This window comes from Blastococcus sp. SYSU DS0753 (assembly GCF_054051175.1).
The window spans coordinates 1-12798 of the sequence record NZ_JBJHAT010000006.1 but is presented as its reverse complement, the minus strand read 5'-3'; the positions used below and the strand labels follow the sequence as shown (position 1 = coordinate 12798).

Annotated in this window: 14 protein-coding genes; 13 read left to right on the top strand and 1 reads right to left on the bottom strand. The window is 70.4% G+C overall.

The genetic code is table 11. The features are described from left to right. The first annotated feature begins 39 nt into the window (after positions 1–39). From ACI799_RS07105 to ACI799_RS07050, 12 genes are all read left to right on the top strand, one after another. Entirely contained in the window at positions 40–249 is a 210-nt protein-coding gene (locus tag ACI799_RS07105; RefSeq protein WP_456596712.1) for a ferredoxin, read from the top strand. Continuing rightward, complete coding sequence (locus tag ACI799_RS07100) at positions 246–1505, top strand: NAD(P)/FAD-dependent oxidoreductase (RefSeq protein WP_456612727.1); 1260 nt, start codon at positions 246–248, stop codon at positions 1503–1505. Before ACI799_RS07105 ends, ACI799_RS07100 begins: the two co-directional genes overlap by 4 nt. Before the next feature lie 3 nt (positions 1506–1508). Further along, positions 1509–2654, top strand: coding sequence for an alpha/beta hydrolase family protein (locus tag ACI799_RS07095; RefSeq protein WP_456596710.1), 1146 nt, complete (start codon positions 1509–1511; stop codon positions 2652–2654). A gap of 199 nt (positions 2655–2853) precedes the next feature. Continuing rightward, the gene (locus tag ACI799_RS07090) at positions 2854–3105 is read left to right on the top strand and encodes a hypothetical protein (protein ID WP_456596709.1); all 252 of its coding nucleotides are present in this window, start codon (positions 2854–2856) and stop codon (positions 3103–3105) included. Between the two features lies 1 nt (position 3106). Next, entirely contained in the window at positions 3107–3949 is an 843-nt protein-coding gene (locus tag ACI799_RS07085; protein WP_456598981.1) for a DODA-type extradiol aromatic ring-opening family dioxygenase, read from the top strand. A 74-nt stretch (positions 3950–4023) separates the two neighbouring features. After that, entirely contained in the window at positions 4024–5061 is a 1038-nt protein-coding gene (locus tag ACI799_RS07080; RefSeq protein WP_456596707.1) for a dihydrodipicolinate synthase family protein, read from the top strand. 2 nt (positions 5062–5063) lie between these two features. Beyond that, a complete protein-coding gene (locus ACI799_RS07075; protein ID WP_456596706.1) occupies positions 5064–6386 on the top strand; it encodes an aromatic ring-hydroxylating oxygenase subunit alpha in 1323 nt (440 codons plus the stop codon). Beyond that, positions 6383–6907 carry a 3-phenylpropionate/cinnamic acid dioxygenase subunit beta gene (locus ACI799_RS07070; protein WP_456596705.1) on the top strand — a complete coding sequence of 175 codons (525 nt, stop codon included), beginning with the start codon at positions 6383–6385 and terminating at the stop codon, positions 6905–6907. The genes ACI799_RS07075 and ACI799_RS07070 overlap by 4 nt, the downstream gene beginning before the upstream one ends. A 52-nt stretch (positions 6908–6959) precedes the next feature. Next, positions 6960–7211 (top strand): hypothetical protein, encoded by a 252-nt coding sequence (locus tag ACI799_RS07065; RefSeq protein WP_456612726.1) that lies wholly within the window; start codon positions 6960–6962, stop codon positions 7209–7211. Continuing rightward, complete coding sequence (locus tag ACI799_RS07060) at positions 7208–7987, top strand: SDR family NAD(P)-dependent oxidoreductase (protein WP_456596703.1); 780 nt, start codon at positions 7208–7210, stop codon at positions 7985–7987. Before ACI799_RS07065 ends, ACI799_RS07060 begins: the two co-directional genes overlap by 4 nt. Positions 7988–8046: 59 nt before the next feature. Further along, a complete protein-coding gene (locus ACI799_RS07055) occupies positions 8047–9675 on the top strand; it encodes a thiamine pyrophosphate-binding protein (protein WP_456612725.1) in 1629 nt (542 codons plus the stop codon). Between the two features lie 110 nt (positions 9676–9785). Beyond that, positions 9786–10991, top strand: coding sequence for an MFS transporter (locus tag ACI799_RS07050; RefSeq protein ID WP_456612724.1), 1206 nt, complete (start codon positions 9786–9788; stop codon positions 10989–10991). Positions 10992–10997: 6 nt separating this feature from the next. Here ACI799_RS07050 and ACI799_RS07045 read toward each other — a convergent pair whose 3' ends face one another. Further along, positions 10998–12059 (bottom strand): LuxR C-terminal-related transcriptional regulator, encoded by a 1062-nt coding sequence (locus tag ACI799_RS07045; RefSeq protein ID WP_456598985.1) that lies wholly within the window; start codon positions 12057–12059, stop codon positions 10998–11000. A 317-nt stretch (positions 12060–12376) separates the two neighbouring features. Here ACI799_RS07045 and ACI799_RS07040 point away from each other — a divergent pair. Next, a partial coding sequence (locus tag ACI799_RS07040; protein ID WP_456612723.1) for an FAD-dependent oxidoreductase occupies positions 12377–12798 on the top strand: 422 nt, incomplete at its 3' end.

The window sequence follows — 12798 nt, the reverse complement described above, 5'->3', positions numbered from 1 at the left end:
GCCCGTCCACGCCACCTCTCGAGTTCGGAGGACCCACCCATGGGCTATCGGATGGTCTTCGACCGCACCAAGTGCCAGGGATACGCCAACTGCCTCATCGAAGCGCCGGAGATCTGGGACTTCGACGAGGACGAGGACATCGCCGTTCTCCGCCAGGAGATGCCGGGTGACGAGCTCCGCGCGAAGGCGGACGCCTCGGCGCGGGGCTGCCCGGCCCACGCGATCACCGTCGAGAGCGTCCCCGAGTGAGACGTATCGCGATCGTCGGCGCCTCGCTCGCCGGCGTGAGTGCGGCCGAGGGGCTGCGCGACCGGGGGTTCGACGGGGACATCACCGTGGTCGACGGGGAGGCGGGGCTCCCGTACGACAAGCCACCCCTGTCGAAGAAGGCCCTGCTCGACGCGAGCGCCGACGGCGAGCTGCCGCTGCACCCGGAGTCCTGGTACGACGAACGGGGCATCGGTCTGCGACTGGGGCGCCGCGTCCTGTCGATGGACGGGTCGAGCCGGTCGCTCCAGCTCGACGGTGGCAGCGAGCTCGGGTTCGACGGGCTGGTCATCGCGACCGGATCCGCGGCGCGCGAGCTCCCCGTCCCGTGCGGTGAGCCGTCCCGCATCCACCGCCTCCGGACCTGGGAGGACAGCCGGCGGCTCCGGGCGGACCTCGTGCCGGGTCGGCACCTCGTCGTCGTCGGCGCCGGGTTCATCGGACTGGAGGTCGCGGCGACCGCTCGGCAGCTCGGCGTCGACGTCACCGTGGTCGAGACCGCGGCGACGCCGCTGAACCGCGCATTCGGGCCTCAGGTCGGTGAGTGGATCCGCCGGCTGCACGAACGCAACGGGGTCGATGTGCGGTGCGCCGTCGCCCTCCGGCAGATCACCCCGGCCCGCGGCGGTTTCACCGTGGAGTTCGCCGAGGGGCCGACGCTCTCCGCCGACGTCGTCCTGGCCGGGGTCGGGGCCGTTCCGCAGACCGACTGGCTGGCCGGCAGCGGCCTCGCGCTGGCGAACGGCGTCCGGTGCGCGCCGGACCTGAGCACGGGGATGCCCCGGGTCGTCGCAGCCGGCGACGTCGCGCAGTGGCACAACTCCCTGTTCGGCGAGGACATGCGCGTCGAGCACTGGACCAACGCCGTGGAGCAGGGACGCCACGCCGCGGGGACCCTGCTCGGCGAGCGGGAGGACTACCGGGCGGTGCCGTACTTCTGGAGCGACCAGCACGAGGCCAAGATCCGCTTCGTCGGCCGGGCCGACGCCGGTGACGACATCGTCCTCGAGGAACCCAAGCCCAACGCCCTGGTCGCGCTCTACGGGAGAGGCGGCGTCCTCCGGGGGGCCGTCTGCGTGGCCACGCCACGGCGCCTCGCGGAGTACCGCGAAGCGATCCGCAGCCGCACTCCGTGGGCGGAGGTCGCCGACCGGATCACCGGCGGCACCGCCACCAGGCCCACGAGAAGCCCAGCCACGAGAAGTCCTGGAATCCAGCCAGGCGTACAGGAGGTGTAGTCCATGACCGAGACGACGTCCGTGTCGAACGAAGACGCGCTGTCGATCATCGAGCTCTTCCCCCAGGACGAGGACTGGTCGCTGCAGACCATGCGGCTCCTCGCGCAGGTCGCGGTCGGGGGTGCGGACCTGTTCGAGTGCGCCCGCACCGCGGCCCGCATCGGGGACACGACCACCGACGGCGAGGTCTGGTACCGCGAGTGGAACCGGACGGCCGAGGAGGTTGCCGCGCAGGGCCGCGCCGCCCTCGAGCGGGGCGACATCACCACGGCGCGGCGCGCGCTCTTCCGCTCGTGCAGCTACTACCGCCACTCGGAGTTCTTCCTGCGCTCGCACGACCCGCGCCGGGCCGAGGCCTACAACAACGGCCGGGGCAACTTCCGGCAGGCGGCGTCGCTGAGCGACGGTCTCATCGAGCAGATCGAGGTGCCCTTCGAGGGCAAGACCATGGAGGGCTACATCGTCCGGCCGGACAACTCCGGCCAGGCCCGCCCGACCGTGCTCTTCCTCGGTGGCGCCGACTCCTGGGCCGAGGAGCTCTACTTCCTGGGCGGCACCGAGTTCCCGGCCCGCGGCATGAACGTGGTCATGGTCGACACGCCCGGCCGGGGGAGCAGCCTGCGGTTCAAGGAGATGTACAGCCGGCCCGACTACGAGGTGCCGGTCAAGGCCATCTTCGACTTCCTCGAGCAGCGCTCCGACGTGGACGCCGACCGGTTCGGCCTCGCTGGCGTGAGCTTCGGCGGCTACTACGCGCCGCGTGCGGCCGCGTTCGAGCCCCGGGTGAAGGCTGTAGCCGCGTGGTGCGGGACGTGGAGCATCCTCACCGACTTCTACGAGTTCTACCCGCCGCTCCAGGAGCAGCTGCAGTGGCTCAGCGGCTCGAAGGACGACGCGGAGGCCCGGAAGAAGCTGGCCGAGTTCACGCTCGACGGCGTCGCGGACAAGCTCCGGATCCCCGTCTACGTCATGCACGGCACCCGCGACATCATCATGGACATCAAGGGTGCTCACCGCTTCGTCGAGGCGCTCACGACCGATGACGTCACGGTGGACATCTACGACGGGGCCGGGTCGCTGCACTGCAGCTACGACTACTTCACCGTCGCCACGTCGCGGCTCTCGGACTGGTTCGCGCACAAGATCTGAGACCCGCCGGCGGTGGGGTGGCTCCCGCCGGAACCCCCGCGAGAACAGGGGGTCACCCCACCGCCGAATGGACCCGGACGGGTAGTACGAGCGGCTCCCCACCGTCCCTAGGGTCGAGTCATCCGGTCGGGAGATTCCGGTGCCGCCAGGTCAGAGCGGCGACCGACGACGCACCGACAGCACACGGAGAGGTGAGGGCGTGTACAGCCTGCACAAGCTGTTGTGGGACATCCGCCGCGACGGAGCGCTGAAGGAGCGGTACCTCGCGGACCCCGATGTGGTGCTGGACGAGTACGGCATCGAGGGCGAGTGGCGGCAGTCCATGAAGGCGCTGGACTTCAAGGCGTTGTACGAGCGGGGCATCAACCCCTACCTCCTCTACTTCTGCGCCATCCAGCTGCAGGTCGACCGCGCCGAGTACTACGCGCGCATCCGAGGAGAGGTGAGCTGAGATGTCGAAGACGGGCACGGTGGTCGGCGCCTTCATGGCTTCCCACTCGCCGGGGATCACCGGCTGGCCGGAAAGGGCCCAGCCCGGCCAGCGCGAGGTCGTGGAGCAGGCGTACGCGGAGGCGCGCCGCCGGCTCGACGCCCTGCAGCCGGACGCGGTGGTCGCCGTCTCGGTGGAGCACTTCACCAACTTCCACCTCGGCAACCTGCCGGCGTTCGCCATCGCGACCGGCGACTCCTACCTGGGGCCGGTGACCGCCGAGATGGGCGCCTTCCTCCGGGTGGAGCAGCACCAGTACCCCGGCGACGCCGAGCTGGGCCGTCATCTCTACGACTTCGCGCTCGCGTCGGAGTTCGACCCGTCGCTGGTGGAGGGAGGCCTGGACTTCGACGAGAACTTCTGCGTCCCGCTCAAGCTCCTGGACCCGGAGTCGAAGTATCCCCTCGTCCCCGTCATCGTCAACGGTGTCAACCCGCCGTGGCCCACGCCCAAGCGGTGCTACGACTTCGGCGTCATGATCCGGCGGGCGGTCGAGGCCCAGACCGCCGCGCAGCGGGTCGTGGTCATCGGCACCGGCGGTCTCTCCCACTGGGTCGGCCTTCCCGAGTCCGGGGACATCAACACCGAGTTCGACCGGGACTTCCTCGCCCGCCTGGAGTCCGGTGACCGCGAGCGGCTCACCGACTACTCCCAGGACGAGATCGACAGGGCCGGCAACGGAGCCCACGAGATCCGCACATGGCTGGTGGCCGCAGGGGCCGCCGGCACGCCGTTCGAGGTCCTCGCCTACGAGCCGGTGCCCGAGTGGCTGACCGGCACCGCGGTCGCGGCCGCGCGGCTCTGACCCATCCATCCACCAGACGAGCACCACCGCACACCGTCTGCGCAGCGTCGGCTGCGCCAGTCAGAGGAGACCAGATGAGCAAGCTGCCCAAGGTGACCGGCCGTGACATGCGTGGCGTGATGGCCTACCCGCCCACCCCGGCGCTTCCGGGCGCCGAGCGGGTCGACGCGGTGGACACCGTCGACCTGCAGGAGACCGAGCGGATGATCCGTGCGCTCATCGCCGACGGCGTCGACGCCATCGCGCTGAACGGCACCCTCGGTGAGATGGCGACCCTCACCTTCGAGGAGTGGAAGGCCTTCGCCGGCTGCGTGGCCGAGACGGTCCGCGACGTGAACCCGGACTTCCCCGTGTTCATCGGCACCACGACGCTCAACACCCGCGACACCGTCAGCCGGATGCAGTTCCTCGCCGACCTCGGCATCACCGGCACGCTGCTGGGCCGGCCGATGTGGGGGGAGATGGTGGCGCCGGTCATGGAGCGCTTCTACCGCGACGTCGCGACCGCCGTCCCGGAGATGGCCATCGTCGTCTACGACAACACCGCCGCCTTCCGCGGCATCATCCCGCGCTCGGTCTACAAGACGCTGATCGAGCTGCCGCAGGTGGTCGCGGTGAAGTACGCCGGCGGTGCCTCGGTGGGCTTCCGGTACCACAACGACATGGCGCACACCGGGACGAGCTTCCCGCTGATGCCGATCGAGACCGACTGGTTCCCTGCGTGGGAGATGTACGGCGAGGAGCTCGTCGGGATGGCGTGGTCCTCCACCACGGCCATGGGTCCGGGCCCGGTCCTGGAGTTGCGGGACGCGCTGCAGCAGGGCCGCACCGAGGACGCCCGCTGGCTGACCGAGCGTCTTCGCTGGGCGCACGAGCCGTTCCTCGTCGGGCAGGACTTCATGGAGTTCGCGAAGTACAACATCCCGCTGGAGAAGATCCGCATCAACGAGGCCGGCTACATCAACGTCGGCAAGTGCCGTCCGCCGTACACCGAGGACCTCGTGCCGGAGCAGCACGTGACGTCGACGATCGAGCACGTCGACCGGTACAAGCAGATCTCCGCGGAGATCGAGAAGAAGTTCGGCCCGCGCAAGAAGACCGAGCAGGTGTAGTCGTGACGGCTTGGGCGGTCAACGGCGACATCGAGGCATCGCTGCAGGACATCCGCAAGGGGATCGGCGAGGGCCGGTTCCCGGCGAGGGCCTTCAACGACCAGCAGATCTACGACCTCGAGCAGCAGCGCCTGTTCTCACGTGCGTGGTGCTTCCTCGCGCACGAGTCGGAGATCCCGGCACCTGGTGACTACGTCACGCGGTACATCGGGAACAACAACATCATCGTCGCGCGGGACGAGCACGGGCAGATCCACGCCAACCTGAACATGTGCCGCCACCGCGGCAACGTCATGTGCAAGTCGGAGATGGGCAACGCCTCCCACTTCCGTTGCTCCTACCACGGGTGGACCTACAAGAACTCCGGGGAACTGGTCGGCGTGCCCTACATGAAGGAGGGCTACCAGGGTCGGCTCAAGCGCAAGGACTGGCCATTGGTGCGGGTCCGCGTCGACACCTACGCCGGGTTGGTCTTCGGCTGCCTCGATCCGGGCGCGCCGAGCCTGGAGGAGTACCTGGACGGGTTCCAGTTCTACCTCGATCTGTACCTCAAGCAAGGCGAGGCGGGCAGCGAGGTGCACGGCCCGCCGGACCACTGGGTCGCCGACACCGACTGGAAGATCTGCGCCGAGAACTTCGCCGGAGACGGTTACCACACCCCAGTCGCCCACCAGTTCGGCTTCAACCTCGGGTACTTCCCGTCATCGGGGTCGACGCACAGCCAGGGGTGGGCGGCCAGCATCCCGGGCCGCGGGCACGGCATCGGGCTCGGCCACAGCCCCACCTTCCCCCCGTTCGGCGGGTTCCCCGAGGAACTGGCCGCGGAGATGAGGCGGACGCTGTCCCCGGCGCAGATCGAGGTCTTCTCGAAGGTCCGGACCGCGGTGGGGACGGTCTTCCCGAACCTCTCCTTCCTGATGCAGCCCTTCAGCCTGGTGCCCGGTGAGCCGGGTGTCCGGTTCGTGACCATGCGGCTATACCACCCGATCGGGCCGGGGCGGATGGAGATGTACTCGTGGTGTCTCGTCCCCAAGGGCGCATCCCAGGCCTACAAGGACGAGGCGTACAAGGCGTACACCCTGGCCTTCGGCCAGGCCGGCACCTTCGAGCAGGACGACTTCGAGAACTGGACGAAGGTCACGCGGTCGGCGAAGTCGACGCTGGTCAAGGACGTCGACTTCCCCTACATCATGGGCATGGACAGCGAGCGGGACCCGGAGTTCCCCGGCCCCGGCCACGTGGTCAAGCCCTACGTCAACGACACCAACTTCAGGAACCTCTGGAGCCGGTGGGGCGACTACCTGGTGGGGGAGGTCGGGTCGTGACGGCGACGCAGCAGCCGCGGGTGGATCGCGAGACGGTCCTCGACATCACCGAGTTCCTCTACCGGGAGGCGCTCGCACTCGACGAGCGGCGTTTCCGCGACTGGCTGGAGTTCCTGGCCGACGACATCCGTTACGAGGTGCCGGTCCGCGTGACCCGTGAGGGGCTTGCGGACTGGGAGCTGGCGCCGACGTCCCGGATCTTCGACGACACGAAGGGCACCCTCGAGGTGCGGGTGCGACGCCTCGAGACCGACTTCGCGTGGGCCGAGCAGCCGCCGTCCCGCACGCGTCACTTCGTGACCAACGTGGTGGTGGACCGGACGGAGAAGGCCGACGAGTTCCTCGTGTCGTCCAACGTCTTCATCTACCGCAGCCGCGGCGACGACCCGAACCCGAGCCTCTACTCGCTCTTCCGCAAGGACACGGTCCGGCGCACGGCGGACTGGTGGGAGCTCGCGCGCCGGTGGGCGGCCCTGGACCAGTCGCTGATCAACGCGCACAACATGTCCATCTTCATCTGAGCAGCTATCCCGACAGGAAGGCGACATCGTGGCGGAGCAGAACGACCCTGGCGTGGAGCGTCCGGAGATCGGCGAGGTTTCCGAGTACCCCGTCGACGGGGGCAATGACGGCCCGATCGTCATCGCCAACGAGTTCGCGGACGTGGTGATCCGCAAGGTGGAGACCCGCAACGGCATGCGACTGGACATCTGGTCCCCCCGGCGGGGCAGCAGGGTCATGCTCGACGCGGTGGCGCTGGACTGCCTCAGCTACCAGGAGCCGGAGCTCATCAGCCAGCTGATCGCGCGAAACCCCGGGCAGTGACCGGGCGCCTCGACGGGCAGCGGATCCTCCTGACCGGTGGCGGGTCGGGCATCGGTCGTGCCGTGGCGCTGCGCTATGCGGCCGAGGGAGCGTCGGTCACTGTCCTGGAACGCTCCGCCGGCCACGCCCGGGAGCTGGCCGAGCTCGGCGGACCGGCGCTCGACGTGATGGTGGGCGACGCGACCGATCCCGATCGCCTCGCCGAAGCCGTGGAGCGGGCGTCCGCCGCCGAGGGGCTGGACAACCTCACCAGCTGCGTGGGGGTGTTCGACTACTACGCGAGCCTGCGCACCCTGTCGGCGGCGGAGCTGCTCGCCGCCGCCGACGAGGTGTTCCGCGTCAACGTCCTGGGCACGCTGTCGGCGGTCCACGCCGCCCTGCCGGCGCTGCAGCGTGCGCGCGGCTCGGTCACCTTGACCCTGTCGGAGTCGGCCTTCCACCCGGTCGGCGGGGGAGTGCTCTACGGGAGTTCCAAGTGGGCGCTGCGCGGGGTCGTCGCGCACCTCGCGGCCGATCTCGCGCCCGAGGTGCGGGTCAACGGGGTGGCGCCCGGAGGAACGACCGGCACGCGCTTCGGCGGACTGTCCGCGCTGGGTCAGACCCAGACGGCCGACCGCGTCGAGGGCCGTGACGAGCGCATCGCCGCAGGGACCCTGCTCGGGGTCGCTCCGCGTCCCGAGGACCACGCCGGTGCGTACCTCTACCTCGCGGACCGGGCTGCGGCGGGCATCGTGACCGCGGCCGTTCTCAACACGGACGGAGGACGGCGGCCATGACCTGCCGGTCCTCCGGTCGCGCTCACAGGTCCGACCCACGCGACAGCGGAGGCTGAGAGATGGTCAAGCGCTTCAACGACGTCCTCGCCCAGGCACTGGCCGGCCTGGACGTCGAGGTCATGTTCGGCGTGATGGGCGACGCGAACATGTACGTCGTCGACTCGTTCCACCGCAACGAGGGGGGCAGGTTCGTCGCGGCGGCGAACGAGGGCGGTGCGGTCCTCATGGCGGCCGGGTACGCCGCCGTCACCGGTCGCGTCGGCGTCGCCACCGTCACCCACGGCGCGATCGCCAACTGCGTGAGTGCACTGTTCGATGCGGCCCGCGGGCACTATCCGCTGGTCGTCGTGGCCGGCGACACGACGCGCAGCGAGGCCTTCCACCTGCAGAACATCCCGCAGCGGGAGGTGGTCGTCCCCACGGGGGCCGGCTACCGGCAGGTCCGCTCGGTGCACACCGCGGCCGAGGACCTGGCGGCCGCGGTGAGCCAGGCCGTGTTCGAGCGTCGTCCGGTCGTCCTCGAAGTGCCGGCCGACTTCCAGCAGGCGCCGGCCGAGCCCCGCGCCGCTCGTCGGGGTCGGCTGACGACGGGGGTGCTGACGCCGGCGCCCGAGGATCTCGAGGACGCGGCCGGCGTGATCATCGGCTCCAGTCGTCCGCTCGTCATCGGCGGCCGCGGCGCCGGCGGCCTCGGAGCCGCGGACGCCCTCCGCGAGCTCGCGGTGCGCATCGGAGCGCCGGTGGCCACCACGCTCCGCGGCAAGGGCCTGTTCGCCGACGATCCGTGCAACATCGGCGTCGTCGGGACGCTCTCCCACCCCGTGGCCTCCGAGGTGATCGCCCGGGCCGACTGCCTCGTGGTCTTCGGTGCCGCCCTCAGCGCCCTCACGACGCTGAAGGGTGAACTGCTCGACGGCAAGCGCGTCGTCCAGGTCGACACCGACCCCGCGGCCCTGGGGCGCTACTTCCCGGTCGACGTGGCGATCGCCGGCGACGTCTCGACGACCGCGCGCGGCCTGCTCGCCCTCGTCGAGGAGGCAGAGGCGCCGGCCGCAGGCTTCCGCAGTGACGACCTCGCCCGGCGCATCGCCGCCTGGCACGAGGAGGACCGCGGTGCGGTGCAGGCCGACGGCCCGCTCACGCTCACCGGCGTTCTGCACCGGGTCAACGAGATCCTGCCGCGACGCCGCACCCTCACCATCGACGGCGGGCGCTTCTCCCACGAGGCGCTGCGGATCCTCGACGTCGACCATCCGTGGGACTACGCGCACTGCCTCAACGTGGGGCACATCGGCATGAGCGTCGGCTACGGCATCGGTGCAGCTGTCGGCCGGCCCGAGGTCCCGGCGCTGGTCGTCGCCGGGGACGGCGGTTTCATGCTGGGTGGCCTCGCCGAGTTCAACACCGCCGTGCGCAACGGTCTGGACGTCGTCGTGATCCTGCTGAACGACAGCGCCTACGGTGCCGAGTACTACCGATTCGTCGATCAGCAGCTCGATCCCAAGCTCACCACGTTCGACTGGCCGGCCTTCACCACGGTGGCCTCCTCGCTCGGGGGAACCGCCGTGCGGATCGAGGGGTGGTCGGACTTCCGGCGGCTCGAGGAGCTGGTTCGCCCGGGGTGTGGCCCCGTCCTCGCCGAGGTGATCCTCGATGCCGCCACGATCCCGGACCCGGGCTTGCACTGACGACCGCGCGTCCGGTCACCTCCCCGGCATCGCTCGGCCACCCGGGGCCACCACGTCGCCGACGAGAGTGAGGCCTGGCCCGTGACGCGCTTCCTGGGATCGGACGCGAGGTGAGCCACGGGCAGCGGGCGGCAATCCCGTCCTACGCGCTGCTGCTGGTCGGTGTCCTCGCGGTGGCCATCAATCTCCGGGCCCTCATCTCGGCGGTCGGACCGGTCCTGCCGTTCATCGGTGAGGACACCGTGATGTCGCCGGTGCAGCTCGGCGTCCTGGCGGCCGCCCCGGTCGCGGCGTTCGCGGTGGTGTCACCGCTGGTGCACGCGCTGGCATCGCGCTTCGGCGTCGACCGGACCCTCTTCGGATCGATGCTCGTGCTCGGCGCGGGGACCGTGATCCGCTCGCTCCCCGAGCCTGCGCCCGCATGGACGCTGCTGCTCGGCACGGTGGTCATCGGCGCAGCCGTCGCGGTGGGCAACGTGCTGCTCCCGGTGGTCACGCGGCGTGACTTCCCCACACTGGTCCCGAGGATCACCGGCTACTACATCGCGGTGCAGAGCATGGTGGCCGGGGCGGCGTCGGGGCTCGCGGTGCCGGTGGCCGAGGCCACCGGGTCCTGGCGGACGGCGCTCGCGGTCTGGGGCGGCTCGATCGTCGTCGGCCTCCTCGTCTGGCTGCCGCGGGTCCGCACCGCCGGGCCGCCTCCCCCGCAGCAGAGGGACCTCCCTGCCCCCGCCCTGGGCGCCGTCTCGATGTGGCGGTCGCCCCTGGCCTGGCAGGTGGCCGGCTACTTCGGCCTGCAGTCGACGGCGTTCTACGTCCTGCTCAGCTGGCTGCCCACGGTCGAACAGGACATGGGTGTCCGCCCGGGTGCCGCGGGATTCCACCTCTCGGTCTTCCTCGTGGTGGGGATCATCAGCAACCTGGCGGTGCCACGCGTGCTCACGATCCGGGGCGACCAGCGGATCACCGCTGCCCTGGTCCCGGTCGGGATCGTCGTCGCGATGGCCGGGATGCTGCTGGCGCCGGGGCTGGTCGTCGTCTGGGTAGCCCTGAGCGGGCTCGCCCTCGGCGCCTCCATGGTGGTCGCGTTGTCGCTGATCAGCCTCCGTGCCGGGGGTGACCGGACCGCGAGCCGGCTGTCCTCCATGGCGCAGGCTTCCGCCTACGGGGGCGTGGCGCTCGGTCTGCTCGTGGCCGGAGGGATCCGGGAGCTGTTCGGCCCCGGACAGCACCTGCTGGTGTACGTGCTGCTGCTGGCTGTGGGTCAGCTGGTGCTGGGCACCCGGGTCGGGCGGCCCGGCCAGATTCCTGCCTGAGCCCCCTCAGGAGGCGTTGCTCGCCGTCCAGATCAGCTGGACGAGCTCGGCCCGGTTGCTGACGTCGGTCTTGGCGAAAACTCGCTTGAGGTGCTGCTTGACGGTGTTCTCGCTGATGAACGCCTTGGCCGCGATCTGCTTCGTCGTGAGCCCCTCGCTGACCAGCTGGGCGATCTCCTGCTCACGCTTGGTGAGCACGTCCCACGCCGGCAGCTGCTTCGCCGTCTTCTCGTCGGGGCACGGGAAGACGACCGTGACGGCCGTCCGCTCGCGCTCGGACAGCCGGTAGGACTTGACGATCGACTGCTTGCCCGTCGCGGCCTCGCGGATGCTCCTGGTGGACACCCGCTTCCCCTCGGCCCGGAACTCGGTCATGGCCTGCTCGATGCACGACCGGACGGGGTCGGACACAGGGACGGGGGCGTCCCAGAGCCCGAGGTCGTTGCGCGCCGTCCGGTTCTGGTAGATCACGTTCGCGTCGAGGTCGGTGACGACCACCGCCTGCGGCAGCCGGTCGAGCGCGTGCTCCAGCGCGTTCGTCCGGTGCCCGGCCAGCTCGAACCGCAGCGCGCGCTCGGTCGCGAGCCCGAGCTGCTCGCTGACCAGGCGGGCAGAAACCAGGTCCGTGTCGCTGAAGGCAGGCTGGTGCACTGGGCGGGCGAAGTTGATCGTGCCGAGCATGACACCGGAGACCATGACCGGGGCCTCGAGGGAGTGCCCGAAGCCTCCGAGCCCCAGCGCATGCCGAGCCCCGCAGCCGTCCCACTCCTTCCGGCTCGTGACCCGGGAGGAATCGATGGGCCGGCGCTGCAGGGCGACGAAGCGCAGTACCGGGTCGTCCGCGCGGCCGAACTCCTCGTAGTGCTCGAGGACTTCGCCGTCCACGGTGGCGCGGACGTCCACGACGGCTCCGCGCTCGGGATCGAGCTCGTACAGCCCCAGGCCTTGGGCCTCGATCACCCGGCCGACGGACCCGAGGTACGCCTCGGCGACGTCCTCCTTCGTCAGCGCGGCCTGCAGCGCGCCGGCGAATCGGTGACGTTCCTGCTCTACCCGTGCCCTGGACACCCTCGCGCACCCCTCAGGTCCTCAAGCCCGTCCGCTCGTCGCCGCGTCTGCAGACCGAGTGCACGGCAGAGCTGGCGGACGACGAGCGATGTGATGCACCGCACTGTAACGTCGCCCGCCACCGGATCCGGATCACGGGGGTGATCTTCATCCCTTTCGGTTTCCGAACTGTGTCGTCGACGTCGATGCGATGTAACCCCTCCCGCGCCTCCTCGTGCCGCCGCGCCAGCGACACCACCCCGTTCCGAACCCGGGTAGTGGCGTTGTCCTAGGGTCGTCCCGAGTGGCCTAGGTGGGTCGGTCCGAGAGGTGTGCGCATGAACAGGGTCGTCCTGGTGGGTGCCTCGCTGGCCGCGGTGCACGCCATCGAGCGGCTGCGCGATGACGGGTTCCAGGGCGAGATCGCGCTCGTCGGCGCCGAGCCGCGTCTGCCCTACGACCGGCCGCCCCTGTCGAAGGAGGCGCTGCGGTACCGGCCGGAGCCGGCGCTGCTCCGCGAGCCCAGGTGGTACGAGGACCAGGGCGTGACCCTGCTCCTCGGCCGACGTGCCGTCGAACTCCGCGCCGACCTCTGCTCGGTGGTCCTCGACGGTGGCGCCGAGATCCCCTACGACGGCCTGGTCGTCGCCACGGGTTCCCGCGTCCGCTCGTTGCCCGCGGGCCACCAGCACGTCTCCATCCTCCGGTCGATCGACGACGCCGTGGCGTTTCACGAACGGCGCCCCGCCGCCCCCCACGT